This is a genomic window from Streptomyces sp. BK208 (genome assembly GCF_004364245.1).
GTDB lineage: Bacteria > Actinomycetota > Actinomycetes > Streptomycetales > Streptomycetaceae > Streptomyces.
Map to the genome: position 1 here is coordinate 759,261 of NZ_SOAV01000001.1, position 21,546 is coordinate 780,806.

Annotated in this window: 10 protein-coding genes; 2 read left to right on the top strand and 8 right to left on the bottom strand. The window is 74.1% G+C overall.

Features of this window, described 5'->3' with window-relative positions:
- Window positions 1-19: 19 nt before the first annotated feature.
- The 8 genes from EV562_RS03465 to EV562_RS03500 form a co-directional block, all read right to left on the bottom strand.
- Complete coding sequence (locus EV562_RS03465) at window positions 20-823, bottom strand: alpha/beta fold hydrolase (protein ID WP_279588468.1); 804 nt, start codon at window positions 821-823, stop codon at window positions 20-22.
- On the bottom strand, window positions 820-5,475 hold the full coding sequence (locus EV562_RS03470) for a non-ribosomal peptide synthetase (RefSeq protein ID WP_166661540.1): 4,656 nt from the start codon (window positions 5,473-5,475) through the stop codon (window positions 820-822). Before EV562_RS03470 ends, EV562_RS03465 begins: the two co-directional genes overlap by 4 nt.
- A 17-nt stretch (window positions 5,476-5,492) precedes the next feature.
- Window positions 5,493-7,202, bottom strand: coding sequence for an ABC transporter ATP-binding protein (locus EV562_RS03475; RefSeq protein ID WP_133885124.1), 1,710 nt, complete (start codon window positions 7,200-7,202; stop codon window positions 5,493-5,495).
- On the bottom strand, window positions 7,199-9,067 hold the full coding sequence (locus EV562_RS03480) for an ABC transporter ATP-binding protein (protein WP_133885125.1): 1,869 nt from the start codon (window positions 9,065-9,067) through the stop codon (window positions 7,199-7,201). The genes EV562_RS03475 and EV562_RS03480 overlap by 4 nt, the downstream gene beginning before the upstream one ends.
- 170 nt (window positions 9,068-9,237) lie before the next feature.
- The gene (locus EV562_RS03485) at window positions 9,238-10,857 is read right to left on the bottom strand and encodes a B12-binding domain-containing radical SAM protein (protein WP_133885126.1); all 1,620 of its coding nucleotides are present in this window, start codon (window positions 10,855-10,857) and stop codon (window positions 9,238-9,240) included.
- A 118-nt stretch (window positions 10,858-10,975) separates the two neighbouring features.
- Window positions 10,976-11,365 (bottom strand): cupin domain-containing protein, encoded by a 390-nt coding sequence (locus tag EV562_RS03490; protein ID WP_133885127.1) that lies wholly within the window; start codon window positions 11,363-11,365, stop codon window positions 10,976-10,978.
- A gap of 104 nt (window positions 11,366-11,469) precedes the next feature.
- Window positions 11,470-12,588, bottom strand: a complete 1,119-nt coding sequence (locus EV562_RS03495; protein WP_133885128.1) for a saccharopine dehydrogenase NADP-binding domain-containing protein — start codon at window positions 12,586-12,588, stop codon at window positions 11,470-11,472.
- Window positions 12,588-18,155 carry a non-ribosomal peptide synthetase gene (locus tag EV562_RS03500; protein WP_133885129.1) on the bottom strand — a complete coding sequence of 1,856 codons (5,568 nt, stop codon included), beginning with the start codon at window positions 18,153-18,155 and terminating at the stop codon, window positions 12,588-12,590. Before EV562_RS03500 ends, EV562_RS03495 begins: the two co-directional genes overlap by 1 nt.
- Before the next feature lie 566 nt (window positions 18,156-18,721).
- Between EV562_RS03500 and EV562_RS03505 the strand changes: the two genes are divergently transcribed.
- Both EV562_RS03505 and EV562_RS03510 read left to right on the top strand, forming a co-directional pair.
- Entirely contained in the window at window positions 18,722-19,645 is a 924-nt protein-coding gene (locus EV562_RS03505) for an SDR family oxidoreductase (RefSeq protein WP_133885130.1), read from the top strand.
- Window positions 19,646-19,953: 308 nt separating this feature from the next.
- Window positions 19,954-21,450, top strand: a complete 1,497-nt coding sequence (locus tag EV562_RS03510; protein WP_133885131.1) for a cryptochrome/photolyase family protein — start codon at window positions 19,954-19,956, stop codon at window positions 21,448-21,450.
- Window positions 21,451-21,546 lie beyond the last annotated feature (96 nt).

Consider the following 21,546-nt stretch of genomic DNA (forward strand, 5'->3'; position numbering starts at 1 on the left):
GGGCCGTCCGCGGCACCGCTCAGGGCAGTGACGGCCATGCCGTGCCGGCGGCGGGCAGTACCGCGCGCACCCGGGCCACGACCCTGGCGAATACGGCCTCCCGCTGCTCCTCCAGGTAGAAGTGACCGCCGCGGAAGACCTCGGTGTCGCAGGGCCCGGCGGTGGTCTCGCGCCAGTCGTGCGCCTCGTCGGCGTCGACCTCGGGATCGTCGTGGGCGTACAGCACGGTCACGGGTGCGTCGAGGCGGCGGCCGGGCAGTGGCCGGTAGGTCTCGATGAGCCGGTAGTCGGCGCGGATGGCCGGCAGGAGCGCTCGCAGCAGCGCGTCGTGGTCCAGCACGCCGGACGCCGTGCCGCCCAGCCGGCGCACCTCCTCCAGCAGCCGGTCGTCGTCCGCGAGATGCAGGGCCGTCGCGCGGGTGCGGTGCGGGGCGGGCTGACCGGAGACCACGAGGGCGGCCGGCGGGCATCCGGCCGCGCTGAGCCGGCGGGCCGTCTCGTAGGCCACGGCCGCCCCCATGCTGTGTCCGAACAGGACGGTGGCCCGCTCGGGACGGGCAGGCGCCGCACGGACCAGTTCGGCCGCGATGCCGTCCACCAGCTCGCTCATGGAGGTCGCCGGCGGCTCCGCGAAACGGTCTTCCCGCCCCGGGTACTGGACAGCGGCGACCTCGACGTCCCAGGGTGCGTCGACGCCCCACAGCCGGTAGGCGCGGGCTCCGCCGCCGGCGTGCGGGAAGCACACCAGCCGTGCCCGGGACTGGGCCCGCACCGCCAGGGTCCGCAGGCCGGACCGCGGCACGGGACCGAGCGCGGTACTCACAGCGCCCCCTCCTCGTACGCGTCGTAGTCGTCGCGCTTGTCGCCGTCGTCGCGCTTGTCGTTCTCGTCGCGCTTGTCGTGCCCGTCGTGCGGCTCGTGCGCGACGGGGGCCGGAGCGCCGGTGCTGCCGGGTCCGGACACGCCGGGACTCGATCGCTCGATCAGGGCGGCCATGGCGGCCACCGTCGGGGCCCGCAGCACTTGCCGCATGGGCAGTTCCACGCCCAGGCGGCGTCGGATGCCGGTGACCAGGCGGGTGGCCAGGACGCTGTCCCCGCCCTGGGCGAAGAAGTCGGTGTCACGGCCGACGGCCGACCCGCCCAGCACGTCGGTCCACAGCTCGGCCACGATCTCCTCCACGGCACCGCGCGGCGGTTCGAAGCCGGCGCCGGGGCGCTCCGCGCCACCCTGGAGCAACTCCCCCACCCGGCGCCGGTCCACCTTGCCGTTGGCGCTCAACGGCAGTTGGGGCAGGGCCACCATGCGGGCCGGGATCATGTGGGCGGGGAGCCGGCCGGCGAGATGTTCCCGCAGCGCGCCCGGGTCCAGCCGGCAGGTGCGTGGGCCCGGCACCGTGGTGAGCAGCACGGCGCCGTCGGGTTCGCGGTGCGCGAGACGGATGTCGGTGAGGCCTTCACGGGCCAGCGCTTGTGCCCACTGCCCGGCGTCGAGGCGGGCGCCGGTGCGGCCGGCCGGCAGACCGAGCGGTGAGAGCGCGGCGCGGGCGACCAGGAAGAGGCGCCCGGCCGGTGCGAGCAGCAGCGGCAGCACGGCCGCGACGGCCGAGGGCTCGGACACCGCGTGCAGCGCGTCGTTGACGACCACCGCGTCGAAGCGGCCGAGGAGTTCCTCGGGCAGGTCGGGGGTGGCGCGCAGCACCGTACGGGCGGCGTGGCCCGTGGCGGACAACCGGGTCTCGGCGGCGGTGCGCCGTGGCTCCGTGTCCGTCAGCAGCAGGCAGTCGACGGTGCCGGGCTTGAGGTCGTCGAGCAGCCGCACGGCACCGCGTCCGCTGCCGGCGCCCCATTCGGCCAGGGCGAGCGGCTCGGGCGAGCCCTCGGCCCGTTCCCGCAGCGTCTGCGCGATCCGACCCAGGCAGGCCCGGGCTCCGGGCAGGCCGTCGGTCAGTGCCTCGGGGGACAGCTCCGGGTCGTCGAGCAGCACGGCCGGCGGCGCCTGGCCGCGCAACACCGACGTCAGTACCGGCATCGCCCGGCTCCAGGCGTCGGCCACGTGCGCGAGCCGGCCGCCCGCGACCCGAGCGCGCAGCGCGGCCGCGCGCCGCCCGTCCCGGATCTCGGCCCAGCGCGGACCGGGCGCGTACCTGCCGCCCGCACGTGTCAGGGCGTCGCGCTCGGTCATCTGGTCCAGGAACGCCTCCAGCACCCGCCGGTTGGCCTCGGGCAGGCCCGGCGTGTCCATGAGAGCGGGAAGCCGGACTTCCCCTGGGGCTCCGCCGGGTTCGCCCGGGTCCGGTGCGTCGAGGAGCGCGCCGAGCAGCGTCTCGGTGAGGGAACGTTCCAGCTCGACTTCGGCGGGCACCTCGGAGCGACTGCCGAGGGCTAGGGCGTCCGGCCCCTCGGTGGCCTCGGCGGCCGGCCGCGCCGGCACCACGGCCACGGCGAGTTCCCGGCGGGGCCCGCCCACCGCCGCGGCGACCGCGTGCGCCACGGCGGGGTGCCCGCGCAACGCCGCCTCGACCTCGCCCGGTTCCACCCGGAAACCATTGATCTTCACCTGGTGGTCGAGGCGCCCGAGGAACTCCAGGACCCCGTCCGGCCAGTAACGGCCCAGGTCGCCGGTGCGGTACCAGCGCTCGCCGGCCAGCACCGGAAAGCGCTCGGCGGTCAGCCCGGGATCGCCGCGGTAGCCGCGTGCCACCCCCGTCCCGCCGATCCACAGTTCGCCGGGGACCCAATCCGGGCAGTCACGGCCCCGGGCGTCGACGACCCGGAACTTCTGGTTGCCCAGCGGGGTGCCGTAGGGAATGGACCGCCAGTGCGGCGGTATCTCGCCGACCTCGTGGTAGTTCGACCAGACCGCGGCCTCGGTGGCGCCGCCGAGGCCGACGAGCCGGCACCGGCCGCCACCGGCCCGGGCCAGCCGGCCGGGCAGGTCGAGGCCGATCCAGTCGCCCGAAAGGAGGGCGAGGCGCAGGGAACCGGGGAGCGGCCCGCGGTCCGCGGCGGTCAGGAGCATGTCGAGCAGGGCGGGTACGGAGTTCCACACCGTCACCCCGTGACGTGCGCACAGGGCGAGCCAGCGGTGGGCGTCGCGCCGGTCCTCCTCCGCGACCAGGACGAGTGCGCCGCCCGCGCCGAGCATTCCGAAGATGTCCCAGACCGAGAGGTCGAAGTCCAGCGCGGACACCGCAAGGACACGGTCGGCGGGGCCGATGCCGAAGCGTTCACGGACGTCCTCGACGGTGTTGACCGCGGCCCGGTGGCTGATTTCCACGCCCTTGGGGGCGCCGGTGGAGCCCGAGGTGAAGATGACGTACGCGGGGTCGTCCGGCCCCACGTCCACCGGCGACGCCAGCGGGAGCGCCCGGACCGCCTCGGCCAGCGGCAGCACCCGGGCCGGGGAGCCGTCCGGGGCGGGCGAGCCGGTGCCGTCCAGGACGATCCGGGCCCCGCTCAGCTCGAGGATCCGCGCGCGCCGCTCCGCGGGCTGGTCGACTCCGACCGGGACGTAGGTGCCGCCTGCCGCCAGCACGCCGAGGACGCCGACGATCTGCTCCGGTCCCTTGGGTACCGTCACGACCACCGGGGTTCCGGCCCGTACTCCGTGACCGGCGAGGGCGGCGGCGACCCGCAGAGCCCGTCGGGCCAGTTCACCGTGGTCGAGGGCACCGTCCGTGCCCCACAGCAGAGCCGGCGCGTGCGCCCGTTCGGCGGCGCGGGCGAAGAACTCCTCGTGCAGGAGCCGCCCGCTCTCCTCGCGGTGGACGGTGTTCACCTCCCGGCGCCGCCTCAGTTGCGCCACCGGCAGGGCGAGATCGGGCGCGGCAGTCCAGTCGGCCGTGCCGAGGGCGTGCAGCAGGGTGACGCAGGCCGAGGTCAGGGCGTTCAGCAGGCCGTCGGGGAAGAGGTCCTCCACCGCGTCCCAGGCGAGCAGCAGGCCACCGTCGCGCGTCCGGTAGACCTGGTGGTCGAGCCAGACCTGCGGCGTCTGGGAGACCATCCAGGACAGTTCGCCGAAGCGTTCGGCGAACTGGCCGGGGATCAGCGGGGCGTCGATGTTGCAGGCGAAGACCACCGGCGCGGTGCGCGGGTTCTCCGCATCCGCGCGCGCGAAGTCCCGCAGGACGTCCACGCCGGTGTAGGCGGCGTGGCCGACGTCCTCGTGCAGGCGCTGCTGCACGGCTCTGGCGCGGCCGGCGAAGCCGGTGCCCCGGCGAAGATCGATCTCCAGCAGGACGAGACTGGTGAAGTCCGCGACGACGCGGCCGAGTTCGGGATGGGCGTCGGGATCGCGGTCGAAGAGGGGGACGTTGAGCAGGAAGTGCTGCTCACCGCTGTACCGGGCGAGCACCTCGGCGAAGACGGTGGCGAGCAGCACCGACGGGGTGACACCGTGCTCGCCGGCGCGGGCGCACAGCCGCTCCCAGGTGCTCGGGTCCAGTCTGCTGGTGCGGCGCACGAAGCGCGGCCGGCCGATGTCCTCGGGTTCGACGGCCAGGGGGAGCCGCGGCCCGCCCGGCAGATCCGGCAGGCGTCGCGTCCAGTACTCCCGAGCCCGCTCCCGCTCCGCCGCCCGGGCCGTCGCCCGGTCGGCGAGGTGGCTCGGGAAGTCGTACGCCGGTCCCCCCGCCGCGTCCGGGTCGTCGTAGAGCAGGGCGAGGTCGGCGAGGAGCAGCCGGATGCTGTGCACGTCGGCGACCAGCAGGTCGACGCCGACGTGGATGCGGTCGACGGAGCCCGGGCCGGCGGCGGCGGGCAGGCGGCTGAGCCGGACGTCGAAGACCTCGCCCTCGGCCACTCGCAGCCGTCGGTGGGACAGCCACTCGCGCAGCTCGGCGAGGTCCGCGTCCGCCTCGGCCCGGGGGCGGGCGGTGTGGTCGTGGACGGTGAGACCGGGCCAGGGCGAGACGTCGGCGATCGTCTGGGTGCCGTCGTCGCCGAAGCGGGCGCGCAGCATCGGATGCCGGCGCGTCAGGGCCCGTACCGCCCTCTCCAGCCGGTCGGCGTCGACCCCGGCCGTGTCGATCTCCAGGTAGGCGTGGCAGCCGACGCCGCCCAGCGGCCGGTCGTCACCCCGTCCGATCCAGTACGCCTGCTGGACCGGGGTGAGCGGGAACGGGCCACGTCCCGGCGCGCCGGCCGGTGCAGTGGCCGCGGGCGCAGCCTGGCCGGTGTCCGGGACGGCCGCCTCGGCCCGTCCGCTCAGCAGCCGGTGCCAGGAGGAGATCCGCGGGTCCCTGGCCAGCTCGGTGAAGCCGGTCCGCCCGCCCGCGCGGTTGAGGCGGTTGGTGAACTGCATCAGCTGGATCGACTGCAGCCCCAGGAGGAACAGGTCGGTGTCGTCGTCCTCGGCGGTCAGTTCGACGCCCATGAGCTCGGCGACCCCGGTGCGCAGAGCGTCCGGCGTCCACGCCGGAGCCGGCGCGTCCGTACAGCCGGAGGTGCCTGTCGACGTGCCTTTGCGTGCCATCCTTACCTCGGTTCCTCTCAGGCCGGCTGGTGCGTGGCGGTCTTCCAGAATTCGGCGTACTTCCCGACGTGTTCGAGGAGCTGTTCGTGGGTGCCGGACTCGACGACGCGGCCGTCCTCCAGGAAGGCGATCGTGTCGGCGTCCCGGACGGTGTGCAGCCGGTGCGCGACCATGACGACGGTGCGGCCCCGCATCAGCCGGTCGAGCCCTTCCCGGACGGCCTGTTCGTTCTCCGGGTCGAGCGCGGAGGTGGCTTCGTCCAGCAGCAGCACGGGGGCGTCCTTCAGCAGCGCGCGGGCGATGGAAACCCGCTGGCGCTCACCGCCGGACAGCGCCGCGCCGCCCTCGCCGACCTGGGTCTCCCAGCCCTGCGGCAGCCTCGCCACCACCTCGTCCAGCCGGGCAGCGGCGGCCGCCCGGCGGACGTCGGCGGGCGTGGCGCCGGGACGGCCGATGCGAACGTTGTCCTCGATGGTGCCCTCGAACAGGTAGACGTCCTGGAAGACGATGGACAGCCGGGACATCAGCTCGTCGCCGTCGATGTCGCGGACGTCGACCCCGCCGAGCCGTACCGCGCCGGCGTCCACGTCGTGGAAACGCGCGGCCAGCTGAAGCAGTGTCGTCTTGCCGGCCCCCGAGGAACCGACGATCGCCAGCCGGCCGCCGTCCGCGACCCTCACGCTCAGGCCGTCCAGCACCGCGCGGTCGCCGCGGCGGAAGGTGACGTCCTGCAGTTCGAGGCGGTTGTCCGCGGGGATCCGGGGCCGCTCGGGCTCCGGCAGCGGCGTCTGGCGGAGCACCTGGTCGATGCGCTCCAGTTCGCCGTACGAGGCTCGCATCTGGCCGCCGAGGTCCGCCAGGGACAGCAGCGGATCGACGCAGCGGGCGCACAGCACCAGCAGGGCGAGGACGGAGGCGGTGCCCAGGGAACCGTCGAGCGCGAGGTAGGTCCCCAGGGCGAGGACGAGGGTGAAGACCGTCTGCACACCGAGGCTCAGCCCCAGGAGGCCGGGCAGCCCCTTGAGGGCGGCCCGCCGTTCGCCGCGCCACTGCGCGTGCAGGGCCGCGTCCAGCAGCCGGAACCGCTCACCGGTGCGGCCGCCGGCCCGCAGCACCGGCTGGGCCCGGACGTACTCCACCACCCGGGCGGAAGCGTCGTCGCTGCGCCGTGCGCGTTCGGCGTCCTCGTGCGCGGCGGAGCGGGCGGTGGCGCGCCGCACCGCGGCGATCAGGGGTGCGGCGACCAGCGCCGCGGCAGCGAGCCGCCAGTCGAAGACGAACATCACCCCGACGGTCGTCAGGGGTACGAAGGTGGCGTCAACCAGGGGTCCGAGCCGGTGTGCGGGCACCGACATCACCTGCATCACGCTCCGGCTGGTCAGCCCGGAGACCTCCCCGATGCGGGAGGGTGTGAACCATCCCAGGGGCAGGCGGGCGAGCTGGTCGCCGAGACGGTGGTGCAGGGCGCGGGAGAGTTCCCCGCCGGTGCGGAAACCCGCGGCGACGCTGCGGTGGCCGAGCAGCGCGCACAGCACGAACGCGGCGGCGAAGCCGCCCAGCCACGGCCAGGCGTCGTCGGGGCGAGGCCCCAGCAGGGCGCGCAGCAGCGGGACGAGCAGCACGTACGACAGTCCCTCCGCGACGGCGCGCAGCGCCATCAGGGTGAGGGTGCGGCGTACGGAGCGGGCGGAGGATTCTTCCAGGACCCGCAGGAGCAGTCGGATCATCGCAGGGGACCTCCCTGAGGTGCGTTCCCGTCGCCCTGCCGGGCCTGCCACGTCTGCGCGAACCAGCCACCGGCGGCCAGGAGTTCCTGGTACGTCCCGCTCTCCGTGATGCGGCCGTCCGTCATGACGACGACCCGGTCGGCGCGGGTGACGGTCTCCAGCCGGTGTGCGACGACCAGCCGGGTCCGGCCCGCGCAGAGCACGTCGAGCGCGTGGCGGATCTCGGTCTCGGTCTTGACGTCGGCGAAGGACATGGCCTCGTCGAGGACGAGCACGGGGGCGTCGATGAGCAGCGCGCGGGCGATGCCCAGCCGTTGCGCCTCACCGCCGGACAGGCCGGTGTCTTCGCCGATCACGGAGTCGTAGCCCTTCGCGAGGGCCTGGACGCGCTCGTGCAGACCCGCCGCTCGGGCGGCGGCCTCGATGGCGGAGCGGTCGGCGTCGGGCACGGCCAGGGCGATGTTCTCGGCGATCGTGGCGCGCAGCAGGCGGACGTCCTGGAAGATGAACGCCACGCGCTGGTAGAGCTGTTCGTCGGGGATGTCGCGGATGTCGACGCCGCCGAGCAGCACCGCGCCGCGCGTCGGGTCGAAGAAGCGGGGCAGCAGCTGCGCCAGGGTGGATTTGCCGGCGCCGGAGGGGCCGACGAGGGCGGTGTGGGTACCGGGCTCCAGGACGAGGTCGACGCCGTGCAGGACCGGGTGGCCGGCGTCGTAGGCGAAGTCGACGCCGCGGTACTCGACGCGGTTGCCGCGTGGGGCGGCCGGACGTGCGGACCGGGGCAGCGGGCGGACACTGAGCATCCGCTGGATGCGTTCGGCGGCGTCCTCGGCGGCGTGGATGTTGTCCATGCCGTGGCCCAGCGCCGCGACCGGTGCCGTCAGCGCGACGGACAGCAGCAGGAAGGGCGGCAGGTCCGCGGCCGGCATGGCGTCCTGGGTGATGAGCGCCGTCCCTCCGGTCAGGACGAGCAGCAGTACGAACGGCGGTGACAGGACCAGGGCGGACAGCGCGGCGAGGCCGGCGCTGTCCGCGACGTACCCGAGGAAGAAGTCGGCGAAGTCGTCGGCGGCCCGGCGGTAGCGCTGGTGGACCCGGCCCGCTCCGCCGAAGGTCTTGACCACCGAGATGCCTTGGACGAACTCCACGGAGGAGGCCCCGATACGGCCCATGGCCCGGCCCACGGCCATGCCCTGGCGGCGCCGTTCCTCGGTGGACAGCAGACGGTGCACGGCCAGACCGAGCAGGACGGGGACCAGGGCGACGAGTGTCAGACGCCAGTCCACCCAGGCCAGGTACGCGAGTGAGGCGACGGGGACGACCACGGCAGTGGCGAACTCGCCGGGCGTGTGGGCGATCAGGTGGTGCAGGGTGTCGACGTCGCCCTGCACCACGCCGTTCACCTCCCCCGAGCTGCGGTGCGTGTACCAGCCCAGGGGCACCCGGCCCAGTCGCTCGGCCAGTGTCCTGCGCAGCGACAGGTGCAGTTCCGCGTCGACGAGGTGCCCGACGCCGCCGGCGGCGGCGGTGAACAGCACCCGTGCGAGCAGACCGGCCGCGCCGATCACGACCGCGGTCCACACGGCGCCGTGGTCGGCCGGTCCGGGGGCGAGGAGCTCCCGGCCGAGTTCGACGACGGCGAGCAGCGGCGCGAGGCCCGCGAGGGCGCCCACCGCCTGCAGCACCAGGACGCCGGCGAGCCGTCCGCGGTAGGGACGCAGCAGCCCCATGAGCAAGGCGCGTGGGGTCTGCCGTCCACTGTCTGCCTGTTCACCGCCGGTCGGTCCGCCCGCCGCGGTGGGGTCGTCGGCCGAGCGGCCGCCGGTCCTGTCGGTGGCTGCGCTCACCGGTTCTGTCGTGGCCATAGATAACTCCCGCCCTCCAAGGCCGGGTAGGCGGCCCGCGCGGCACACGCCCGCGTCGGCGTCCGCTCACAAGTCGGCTTCACCCCAAAACTATACGCGTACAAGAAGTGGGGTGGCAACCTGCCGCGACGGTCGCCGAGGAGGTCGCGGGGCCGGAGGGACGCCGGTCGTCACAGCGGGTCGAGGCAGAGTTCGCGCTCCTCGGGGGCCGGTGCGATGCCGTGCGAGCGCAGCCGTTCCAGCTGGGTCCGCATGGCGTGCGCCCCCTCCTCGGGGTCCGTGAAGTCGCGGGGCGCCATGGCGAGCAGCTCCAGGCTCTTCTCGACGGCCAGGTTGGTCCTGCGGTCGTGCTGGGGCAGCAGCCAGTGCTGGTAGTTGTGCTGCCAGAACTTCAGCACCGCCCGGTCGTTGGCCCGCCGGACCTTGTCCAGGGTCTCGGTGAGCAGCTCACCCGCCCGGTCGCTGTCCATGCCGATGTGCGACCACGGCGAACCCGGGTCGTTCGGGTCCTCGGCCTCGATCCGGAACTTCTCCCGGTCCTGCCACATGGGCATGTTCTCGTCGGTGATGGTGAAGCGGGCCATCGAGAAGTGACCGACGTGCTCCCGCATCAGGAAGTCCTGCGTGTCCTGGAACATCTCCGGTGTCTCACCCGGATATCCGACGATGAACAGGCCGTAGGTGTTGATCTCGCTGCGGCTGAGCAACTCGTGGGCCGTGCGGTTCTGTTTGACCGTCACCCGCTTGCTCATGTTCCTCAGGGTCTGGTCGTTCATGGACTCGAAGCCCACGTGTATCTGGAAGCAGTGCGCGGCCTCCAGACCGGCCACCACCGCCTCGGTGTTCAGCGTGTTGGCCCGGCTGAACCCCTCCCACACCGGGATTCCGGAGCCCGGCAGTATCTTCAGCAGTTCACGGAACCGGGTCGGTGGAATGGTGAACGTCGAGTCCATCGCGTACATCATCTCGGCGCCGTTGTCCTCGGCGTAGCCGACCCAGTCGTCCCGGACCTTCTGCGCCGTCTTGTACCGCCATTTCGGCGAGGCCGCGGGGAAGGAACAGAACTTGCAGTCGAACGGGCAGCCCCGCATCGACTCGTACGGCACCACCGTCGCCCGTCCGGAGACCCGCGGCGAGGGGAAGGCGTCCAGGTCCACGTACTCCACCGGGTTGATCCTGATCCGGTCCCCGTCCCGCCAGACGACGTTGGGGACCGCTTCCAGGTTCTTGCCGGCCGCCAGGGCGTCCAGCGTCATGGGCAGCGACAGCTCGCCGTCCCCGCGCACGACCGCGACGATCTCCGGGTGGTTGCGCAGCACCATCATGAACTTGAGGTTGGTGAACTGCCCGCCGGCCACGATGCCCACGCCGGGCAGGTTCTCCCGTACCCAGTCGACCGCGCGCCGCAGGATCGGCTCGTTCCATATGTACGTCGTGGACAGCAGCACCATGTCGAAGTCCCCGGCCGGAAGCCGGGTCCGCCCGGTCCACACGTCCGCCAGGTCGACCCGGGCGAAGTCGTAGGCACCGGTCTCCAGGATCGAGTGGAGCGTGACCGTGGTCAGATGCGGTCCCGCCGCCGCCCTGGGGCGCAGCAGACCGCGGGAACGGCCCGCCCATTCGAAGCCCAGCCGGTCGAGCCTCAGTCCCTCGTGTCCGGCGCGGCGGAGCATTTCCCGGCCGAGCTCGCTCGGGTTGTCCCCGAACAGCGTTCCGGCCATGTACGGGGAGTTGAAATGCGTCGGGCCGAGTTCTCCGGGACCGAGCCCGCTCAGAAGCAAGAAACGCATGAAGAGCCCATTCCTGTCAGGACATCGGATACGGAAACGGATACCGGCGTCGCCGGGATCCGCCCGCCGTGGACGAGCGTGTCAGACCGTTCTGCAGGAATTCTGGCCGTCGCGCCGTTCACCGGCCCGGGCGCTGTTCCACCACGGTTCCCTCGGCCCGCAGCACCACCACCATCTCGGTGGGCTCCTCCAGCTCCACCCGGTGCCAGGCGTCCGAGGGGACGACGAAGGCACCACCCGGCCCGATCCTCCCGCGCAACTCGCCGTCGGCGTCCTGCTCCCCGCCGGTGCGGTAGTAGATGCGCAGGGCGCCGGACAGCACGCACATCACCTCGTCACCGTCGGGGTGCCGCATCCAGTTCGCCGCGGACTTCAGGTCCGCGGTCTTCTCGGCGCGCATGGCCACGGCGGTCCAGCCGTCGAGATCGGGGCGCATGGAGAACTCCTCGGTGCCGACGGTGCCGTCGTGGCGGAGCCGGAACATGGAGGAGAACAGGTCGACGGACATGACGGATCCTCTCGCGGCGATGCGCAACGGCCCGGGCCGCCCGGGCTCGGCCGATCATGGCAGGCACGACTGGACGGAATCTGGACCCGCGCGGGCCCGCCCCGTCACAGGACGCCCTCCTCCTCCGCCCGGCCCGGGTGCCGCGCGCCGGATGCCGCGGGCTCCTCCCGTTCCGTGACAGTGAGGCCGGGGGCGATCGACCGCAGCCGTTCCACGATCCGCCGGGGCGAGAGGACCCCGGCCGCCCGGTGCGTCCCCACGGGCACCCGCCCGTCGCACATCTCGGTGACCGCGAACGCTCCCACCTCGCCGGTAAGCGCGGACCCGTCGGCGCCGCGGACCAGCACGCCGCGCCGCACCGGAACCCCGTCGTCCCCGATGCCGTCCAGGCTGCCCCAGAGCGCGTGGTACGGCGTGCGTCCGGCCGCGTCCAGCGTGCTCGCCCGCACCAGTTCGGTGACCTGGACGTCCAGGTCCCGGTCGTCGCCGAGGCGCACGCGGTTGAGCGCCTCGTAGAGGAAGTCGCCGTCGAAGGCGTTGTACCAGCGCGCCTCCTCCAGCCCGAGCGCGCGGGCCCGTTCGGTCACTTCGGAGGTGAGGAAGGGGACCGCCCGCACCGGCCGGGGCAGGCCCGGGACGCGGAGGCCGTCGTCGGTGCGCAGCGCCCCGGTCACCACCCGGCCGCGCCAGATCCCCATCGGCACACCGAAACCGCGCTCCAGACTCAGCAGGTAGTCGGCGGCGCCCGTACGGGTGAGGGTGCCGAGACCGGCGTAGCCGCCGGTGAACCGCAGCGGGCGGGACACGCGCTCGGCGAGCAGTCCGGGCAGCAGCCCGGACAGGCCGGGCACCAGTCCCGCGGACAGCACGGCGGTACGGTCCCCGGCGGGTGCGGTGACCGCGCCGTCGTCCATCACGTCCACGTAGTCCGCCCCGGCCGCGAACGCCGCCTGCCGGACCCGGTCCAGCAGGTGGTAGGCGGGGCCGGCGCAGTTGAGCACCGCGCGGCAGTCGGCGGTGAACGCGGCCAGGCTCCGCCGGTCCCGGGCGTCCACCGCATGTGCCCGCGCGGCCGGCCCGAGCCGATCGGCGAGCCGCTGGGCTCGCTCCGCGTCACGGCCGCCCAGACGCAACCGGAACCGTCCCGCGGCGGCCAGCCGTCGGGCGGCGGCCGTGCCCACCGCGCCGTAGGCGCCGAGGATGCCGATCAGCGGCGCGGCCATCAGTGTCCGCTCCCTGCGGCCCGCGGCTGTCCGGCCAGCAGGGCGGCCACGGCATGGGCGTGCGGCGGGCGCACGCAGCTGAAGTGGTCTCCCGGTACGTCGACGACGCCGAGCTCGCCGGTGCACACCTGCCGCCAGTACAGGCCCATGTCGCGGTGCATCCCGGGGAAGATCTCGGCCTCGCCGACCTGCCTGACCAGTGTCGCCCGCCCCGGGTACGGGGTCGCCTCGTGCAGGGCCACCGTCACCAGGCTGTGCCGGACGACGCGGTACAGGCGGGCGAGCCGTTCCGGCGAGCCGAGTTCCGCCTCCTCCCGGGGCATGTGGGCCCCGATGGCCGCCAGCCGTTCCTCCTGCGTCCGTTCGGCCAGTGTCCGCAGCGCGCGCAAGGCCGCCGCCGCGTCGGGGCCGAGCCCCTCGGGCGCGTGACCCGCGAGGCTGCCGCGCGGCACGCGGCCACCGTGCTCGGCGCAGACCGCCTCGACGAGCGCGCGGGTGGTGGCCTCGTCCTCGGGGTAGCCGAGCCGCACGGTGTCGGCGCGCATCATGCGGGCGAAGACGTACTCGGCGAGCAGGTCGTCCTCCACCAGGTAGGGCACCCGGTAACTGCTGATGACGGTGACGTCCGTCACCTCGGCGCCCGCCCGGCGCAGCCGGTCCGCCAGTTCGGTGACCAGCAGGCCGCCCATGCAGTAGCCGACGAGGTGGACCCTGGTGTGCCCCTCGGTGAGGAGCACCCGCGCGTACCGGTCGGCCAGGTCGGTGACCAGCGTTCCGGGGTCGGCGTCGAGGTAGGCGTCGAGATCGTCCACGACGAGGCCCAGCACCGGCAGCCGCCCGGACAGCTCCTGGATCAGCGCCCGGTAGGGGACCACGGTGCCTGTGCCGTCGTGCACCAGGACGAGGGCGGGCGCGTCGACCGCGTCGCGAGGACGCGGGGCCAGTTCGACCAAGGGGGAGGGCTGGGCGTCCCCCGGTCCCCGCTCTGTCCGCAGCCGCTCGGCGAGCGCCGCGACCGTAGGCCGGTTCAGCACCACCCGCAGCAGGTCGTCCCAGGCCATGGAGGCGAGCCGCGGCAGCTGTGTGCGCATCCGGCCGACGAGCTGGGCGACCAGCAGGGAGTCGCCGCCGAGGGAGAAGAAGTCGGTGTCGCGTCCCACGGAGGGGACGTTGAGCACCTCCGCCCACAGTCCGGCCAGCGTCCCTTCCAGCTCGTCCCGGGGTGCCGTGCCGCCGCCGGCGGTGGCCGTGCCGGGCACCGCCGGGCGGGCCAGGGCGGTGAGCCGTCCTCGGTCCACCTTGCCGTTGTCCGTCAGCGGGATGTCGTCGATCACCTGGATCTCGGCCGGGATCATGTACACGGGCAGGCGCTCGACGAGGTGGGCGTGGAGCTCCGCCGGGGTCACCCCTGCGCGGTCGGCCTTGAAGCGGGCCGCGAAGACCCGCTGTCCGATCTCGGCGAGCGCGCTGTCGTCGGCGGGCAGGCTCAGCACGTCGGTGGCGCCGGCGGACTCCAGCAGCTCCAGCCACTCCCGGTGGGTGAAGAACGTGGCCCCGGTGCGGGCGCGTTCGTCCGTGAAGCCGGTCAGCCCGTCGTTGAACTCCATCGACGTCATGCCGCGGTAGGTGTCGCGGGTGGCGTCGATGAAGACCAGCCAGCCGCCGGGCGCGACCAGCTCGCGCAGGTTCTCGAGCATCTCCCCGGCGTGGACGGCGTTGTGCAGCACGTTCGCGGCGACCACGACGTCCGCGCAGTTGGGCCGGAAACCCTGGGCGGCGGGGTCCGTGTTGAGGTCGAAGATCCCGTACCGCACCCAGGGACGGTCGCCGAACGCCTCCTGCGCCGCGTTGAGGAAGAAGTGCGACACGTCCGTGAAGTGGTAGTCGACCGGGAGGTCGGACAGGGCCGGGATCAGCTCGGCGCTGGTGCCGCCGACGCCGGCTCCGATCTCCAGCAGGCGCACCGGCCCCGGCCCGGGGTGGCCGGCCGCGATCGCGCGGACCGCGGCGACGACGGCCGCGTTGTTGTACCGGCTGATCAGGTTGTCCCGGTAGGCGGCCATCGCCGTGTCCAGGCGTCCTTGGGGGAAGAGCAGGTCGCGCAGCGGGAGCGCGCCGCTGAGCAGTTCACCCAACCGCCGTTCGCAGTCGCGGTGGAAGCCGACGAGGGCGGCGCCCCAGCCGACCTTCGGCTCCAGCTCGTCGATGCGCCGGTGCACGCCCCGGACGCTCTCCTCGTCGGCCGGCCCCAGGTCGTGCCACCTGTCCGTGGCCGCCTCGTGCGCGAGGCGGCCCTCGGCCGCCAGCGCGTCGAGCCAGCGTCGGACGAGGTAGGCGTGGTCCGCGGCGGCGCCGGTGGCCGTGACGATCTCGTCGGTGGTGTGGGCATCGCCGGGTGCGGTGAACAGTCCGCGGGAGCGCAGCAGCCGTGCCACGCTCAGCAGCGCGGACTCGTCGAGGGCCGCGCACATCGCGCGTACGTCGGCGTGCCGGGCGGCCCGCGCCCCGTTCGCGGCGAGCGCGGCCCGCTCGGCCCGCTCGGTCACCGAGGCCGGCCAGCCGGCGGGTGGCGGGCCGGGCTCGCGGCGGACGGTCTCCGCGAACGCGGTGAGCCTGCGGCTGCCGCCCTCGTCGGTGACGACGGCCGCGGCCCGGTGGATCGCCGGGTGCCCGTGGAGGGCCGCCTCCACCTCGGCCAGTTCGACGCGGTGCCCGTTCAGTTTGACCTGGCCGTCGACGCGGCCCAGGAACTCGATCTCGCCGTCGGCGAGGCGGCGGCCCATGTCGCCGGTGCGGTAGAGCCGTTCCCCGCTGTGCGGATGCTTGACGAACCGCTCGGCGGTGCGCCGCTCGTCGCCGAGGTAGCCCAGCGCCAGACCGGCGCCCCCGATGTACAGCTCGCCGGTGACGTGTTCGGGACAGTCCCGCATCAGCGGGTCCAGCACCCGGAAGCTCTGGTTGGCCAGCGGCCTGCCGTACGGGATGCTGCCCAGGTGGGGGGCGACGGCGCCGACCGGGTGGTGGATCGACCAGATCGCGGCCTCGGTGGCGCCGCCCAGGCTGACCACGCTCAGGCCCGGTACCCGCTTCCGCACGGCGTCGGGCAGGGTGACCGGGATCCAGTCCCCGGACAGCATGGCCAGCCGCAGTCGGCCGGTGCCGGCCCGGGGCTCGGCGCGCAGGTACTCGTGGAGCATCTGCATCTGTGCGGGGACGGAGTTCCACACACTGACGCCGTACTCCTGCACGAGTGCGGCCCAGTGTGCGGGGTCACCGCGGCGGGCCGCGTCGGGCAGGACGAGGGCGCCGCCGACCGCCAGTGGCCCGAAGATGTCGTACACCGACAGGTCGAAGCCGAGCTGGGCCAGTCCCAGCACCCGGTCGTCGAGGTCCACCCCGAAGCGGGAGTTGATGTCGTCCACGGTGTTGCGGGCGGCGCCGTGGCTGATCATGACGCCCTTCGGCACGCCCGTCGAGCCGGAGGTGTAGATGACGTAGGCGAGGTCGTCCGGGTCCGCTTCCGCCGCTCCGTCCGCCGGCGCCCCGGCCGGGGCCGGCGCCACGGTGTCCACCGCGAGAGCCGTGGTCCCCGGCGGCAGGCCGAGGGCCGGCTCCAGCCAGGACTGGGTGAGCACCCGGCGCACTCCGGCGTCCCGCAGGACCGTGTCGCGGCGCAGGGCCGGCTGGGTGGTGTCGACGGGCACATAGGCGCCCCGGGCGAGGAGCACCCCGAGGACCGCGACGACCTGCTCCCAGCCCTTGTCCATGACGACGGCCACCCGTTCCCCGCGGACACCGCCGGAGGCGGTCAGCGCGGCCGCGACGGCCCGCGCGCGGGCGGCGAGTTCGCCGTAGTCCAGGGTGCGGCGGGGCGTGATGACGGCGGGGCGGCCGGGGGTGCGCCGGGCCTGGGCCATGACCTCGGTCTGCAGGGACCCGGCGCGGCGGGGTGCCTCGGTGGCGTTGACCCGGGTCAGCCGCTCGCGTTGCGCGGCGGGCAGTTCCACCGCCTCGGAGCGCTGCCAGGTGCCGTCCCCTTCGGCCAGGGCCGCCACCAGGGCGGCGAACGCGGCGAACATGTCCTCGGCCACGCCGCCCGGGAAGAGTCCCTCGCGCACGTCCCAGTGCAGCAGCAGGCCGCCCGCGTCCTCCATGACCTGGCAGTCGATCCACACCTGGGGCGTCTGGGTGATGCCGTGAACCAGTTCGGCGCCGGGCAGCAGCGCCACCTGTTCCCGCTCCTCGGGGCCCCCGGCCCTCCGGGACCCGCTGACCGTGCTGGTGAAGGTGACCGGCATGAGGGCCTCGGTCCGGCCCCGGCGCCGCGCGACTTCACGCAGCACCTCCACCCCCGAGCACAGCCGGTGGTCCAGGTCGTCCCACAACCGGTCCTGGGTGGTGCGCATCCGGTCCAGCAGGGTGTCGCCGGACGTGAGGTCCACGGCGAGCAGGCTGGTGGAGCTGAAGTCGCCGATCAGCCGCTCGATCCCGGCGTGCAGCGGCAGCCGGTTCTGCAGGGTGAGGCTGAGGGTGAAGCGCGGCTTGCGGCTCCAGCGTCCCAGGGTCTCCGCGAACGCCTGCACCAGCGCGCCGGAGGCGGTCACCCCGGCCTCGGCGGCGCGCCGCTCCAGCGTCCGCCACTGCCGCGTCGTCAGCGTGACGCCGTGACGCCGGAACCTCGGCGGCGCGTTCGGGGCGTCGGTGCGCAGGGGCAGTTCCGGCGCCGGCGGCAAGTCGTCGAGGCGGCTGAACCAGTAGTCCCGGTCGCGCCGGTAGCGGCTGCCCTCGCGGGCGGCGCGGGCGGCCAGCACGTAGTCGCGGAACGTCGGTGCCACTTCCTCCCGCCCGTCGGCGCCCGCGGCGTCCGGGCCGCCGCCGTCGGCGCCCGGTCCGGGGCCGGTCCACAGCTCGTGCAGTTCGCCGAGGAGCATCCGGATACTGCCGTAGTCGCAGATGAGCAGGTCGACCGCGACGTGCAGCAGCAGTCCGCGGGCGGTGCGGGTGGTGCGCAGTTCGAACAACGGCCACTGGTCCGTCGGCCGCACCTGGTGGGACATCTCCGCACGGGTCTCCTCGACGATCCGCCGCGCCCCGTCCTCGTCGATGTGGCGGGTGTCGGCCCGCCGTACGGCGTAGTGCGGCACCTGGGGCAGCACCCGCTGGTGACCGTCGGCCGACACCACCGCCCGCAGCATGTCGTGCCGCCGGACCAGGGCGTTCCAGGCGTCCTCCAGGCGCTGTTCGTCCCCGTCGGGCAGCGCGAGTTCGAGGTAGCCGTGACAGGCCACGCCTCCGTACGCGAAGGCCGCGCTGCGCCCGAGCAGGTACGCCGACTGGACGTCGGTGAGCGGGAACGGCTCGTGGCGGGCCGCCGGGTCCACGACGAGCCCCGGTCCGAACTCGCGGGCCCGCAGGTGTGCCAGTACGGCGTCCTTGCGGTCCCGCAGTTCCCTCAGCCGCTCCTCGGTGAGGACTCCTCGCGGGGCCCGGTACCGCAGGCGGCCGTCCTCCTCGTAGAGCGTCACCCCCAGTGCGGTGAGCTCGTCCACGTACGCACCGGCGTCCATACCGTTGCCCCCTCGTGCGCCCTGGGTTACGGAACTGATGTACGGTCACCGCCAGCCTCACACCCGGCACCTGGCGAGATTCTGGATGCGGTCGATCCGTGGCCGTGGAGGGTGGAGCAGCGGCGTGCGGGGGCGGCGGGGCCGCGCCGCGGAGGCGGTCCGTCGGGCCGGCCCGGTCAGTCCGTCGCAGGGCGGCGCGAGAGGCGCAGAGTGGCGCACGGGCATGCCGTCGCTGAAGCCGGCGGGCACGGTGCGGCGACTTGGGGTGCACCCCCTTGCCGCAGCCCTGTGGGAGCGCATCGGCGATCGTCGCCGGTCTGCCGCGGGAGCGGGCGACGTCGAGGACGCGGTTCGGGAGGCCGATCGGTGAGGTGCCGTGGCTGCCGCCACCCAGCAGGTGGCCGCGGCGGCACGGCAGCCCCCGGGCGGGCCGCGGCCGGTCGGGCGGCGCGGTCCCGTCCGTCCGGTGCGACGGTCGGGGCCCGACAGGACGCTGCCGACATGCCCGCCGGCCGTGCCGCGTCTAGCGTGGGCCGCGCAGCCGCCGCCGCGGAGAGGAACCTTCCATGCCGGTCGCCCGAAGGCCGCTGAACGGTCGTGTCGCCGTCGTCACCGGGGCCGCACGCGGTCTCGGTGCTGCCCTGGCCCGGGAGCTGGCCGACCGGGGCGCCCGGGTGGCGCTGCTGGGCCGGGTGGAGCGAACGCTGGCCGTGGTCAGGGACTCGCTGCCTACGGGGTCTGCCGCGTGCTGGGAGGCCGACGTCACCGACGATCACGGCATGGGCCGGGTCGGTGCCGAGATCCGTGCCCGGCTCGGACCTCCTTCGGTGGTGATCGCGAACGCCGGGGTGGCGGAGGGCGGGCCGTTCGCCGAGTCGGATCCCGAGGTCTGGCGCCGGGTCGTCGAGGTGAATCTCGTCGGCAGCGCGATCACCGCGCGCTCGTTCCTGCCCGACCTGTTCGACACGCACGGCTACTTCCTTCAGGTGGCGTCACTCGCGTCCATCGGGGCGGCACCGATGATGAGCGCCTACTGCGCGTCGAAAGCGGGTGTGGAGTCCTTCGCCCACGCGCTGCGCGCCGAGGTCGCTCACCGGGGTGTGGGGGTGGGGCTCGCCTACATCAACTGGACGGACACCGACATGGTGCGTGACGCCGACGAGCACGCGGTACTGCGGGAGCTACGCGGACACATGCCGCCTCCGGCACGCCGGGTGTTCCCGGTCCCGTACGTGGCGGGCCGGCTGGTCACCGCCGTGGAGCGCCGTCGTCCGTCCGTGTACGTGCCTCGCTGGCTGCGCTCCGCCCAGCTCGTGCGCGCCGCGATGCCTCCCGTGGTCACCTGGCTCTCGAGGCGCGAACTGCCGCGGCTGGCGGCAGCGGAGCCCTTCTCGGCGACGGGACTGCTCGGCGTCGGCGGCCGGGCCGGCCAGGAATCCGACCCCGACCGTCCGCCCCGACGAGCCGGTCCCGACGGACCCCCCCGTTGAGCCACCGGTGCCGGGGCGACCGGGCAGCCGTCGTGGGCATGTGGGCACCGGAGCCGATTCCCGGTCTCGGCGGCGGCCGCCGCGTCGTTACGGGCGCATGGGCGTCGTGGGGCCCATGATCGGTCGACAGACGCGGCAGCCGACGGCCGGCCGCCCGACCGAGACCCGGTCCGCCGGCCGGCGGACGGGCGCCGGGCACCTCCCGGAGCTCTTCGGGCACCTCGGCCGCCCGCATCCGCTCATCCGACTCACCCACGGGCTCGTGCGCTCCCCGCACGCCCGCGGCCGCGCCTGAGGAGGCACCCGTCGTGCACTGGCTCTTCGGCGACCAGCTCGGCCCCCACTTCCTCACCCCGGGCGAAGAGGGACCCGGGCACGACACCCCCGTGCTCATGATCGAGGCGCGCTCCGTCTTCCGGCGGCGCCGCTTCCACCGCGCCAAGGCGCATCTCGTGCTGTCCGCGATGCGCCACCGCGCGGCCGAACTCGGCGACCGCGTCACGTACGTACGGGCGGACACCTACCGGGAGGGACTGGAGCGAGCGACGCGGGGGCGTCCGGTCGGCGTCCACCATCCGACCTCGCGCCCGGCGCTGCGCCTGGTGCGTTCCCTCGAGCAGGTCACCGTGGGCCCGGCGCGCGGGTTCCTGGTGCCCATGGACGACTTCGCCGCGTGGGCCGACGGGCACGGCGGCAAGCGCCTGCGGCAGGAGGACTTCTACCGCTGGGTCCGCCGCGGCCACGACCTGCTCATGGACGGCGGGCAGCCCGCCTCGGGCCGGTGGAACCTCGACCACGACAACCGGGAGCCGCCCCCTCGCGGCGCCGACGCCCTGCGGATCGGCCGTCCTTACCGGCCCCGTGAGGACGGCATCGACGACGAGGTCCGTCACGACCTCGACCGGTGGGAGCGCGACGGGGACGTCTCCTTCGTCGGGCGGGACGGGCCGCGCCTGTTCCCCGCCACCCGGGACGAGGCACGAAGGGCACTGCGGCGCTTCGTGGAGCACCGGCTGGTCACCTTCGGACCGTACGAGGACGCCATGCTCGCCGCCGACCCCGTGATGAGCCACAGCCTGCTCTCCTCGTCCCTGAACCTCGGTCTGCTCGACCCCGCCGAGTGCGTCGAGCGGGCCGAGCGGGCGTGGCGGGAGGGCCGGGCGCCGCTGAACAGCGTGGAGGGCTTCGTGCGCCAGGTCGCGGGCTGGCGCGAGTACGTCTGGCAGCTGTACTGGTACTTCGGCGAGGACTACCGGCGCTCCAACGGGCTCCGGCACACCGCGCCGCTGCCCGGCTGGTGGAACGACCTGGACGCGGACGCCGTCCGGGCGAACTGCCTGCGTACCGTCCTCGCGCAGGTGCGCGACACGGGCTGGACGCACCACATCCCCCGGCTGATGGTCCTCGGCAGTCACGCGCTCCAACGCGGCTGGGACCCCGCCGCCGTCACGGACTGGTTCCACCGCTGCTTCGTGGACGGCTACGACTGGGTGATGCTCCCCAACGTGGTCGGCATGTCCCAGTACGCCGACGGCGGCCGGATGACCACCAAGCCGTACACGTCGGGCGGCGCCTACGTGAACCGCATGAGCGACTTCTGCGGCCCGTGCGTCCACCGGCCCGGCGACCGCACCGGCGAGCACGCGTGCCCCTACACCGCCGGGTACTGGGCCTTCCTCGACCGTCACCGGGACCGGCTCGCCGGCAACCACCGCGTCGCCAGGGCGGTACGGCAGCTGGACCGGCTCACCGATCTCGCGGACGTACGCGCACAGGAGCGCGCCCGGGGTGACGCCCCGCCATGAGCCCGGTGGCGTCCGGCCGCCGAGGCGGCCGTGGCCCCAACGGTGCGGGTCCGGACGGGGATCTCGCATCCGATCCGGACGGGAACCTTGCATCCG

Coding starts and splice junctions, on each gene's coding strand:
- EV562_RS03470 (WP_166661540.1), bottom strand. CDS start 5,475: ATGGCACGCAAAGGCACGTCGACAGGCACCTCCGGCTGTACGGACGCG.
- EV562_RS03475 (WP_133885124.1), bottom strand. CDS start 7,202: ATGATCCGACTGCTCCTGCGGGTCCTGGAAGAATCCTCCGCCCGCTCC.
- EV562_RS03480 (WP_133885125.1), bottom strand. CDS start 9,067: ATGGCCACGACAGAACCGGTGAGCGCAGCCACCGACAGGACCGGCGGC.
- EV562_RS03485 (WP_133885126.1), bottom strand. CDS start 10,857: ATGCGTTTCTTGCTTCTGAGCGGGCTCGGTCCCGGAGAACTCGGCCCG.
- EV562_RS03490 (WP_133885127.1), bottom strand. CDS start 11,365: ATGTCCGTCGACCTGTTCTCCTCCATGTTCCGGCTCCGCCACGACGGC.
- EV562_RS03495 (WP_133885128.1), bottom strand. CDS start 12,588: ATGGCCGCGCCGCTGATCGGCATCCTCGGCGCCTACGGCGCGGTGGGC.
- EV562_RS03500 (WP_133885129.1), bottom strand. CDS start 18,155: ATGGACGCCGGTGCGTACGTGGACGAGCTCACCGCACTGGGGGTGACG.
- EV562_RS03505 (WP_133885130.1), top strand. CDS start 18,722: ATGCCGGTCGCCCGAAGGCCGCTGAACGGTCGTGTCGCCGTCGTCACC.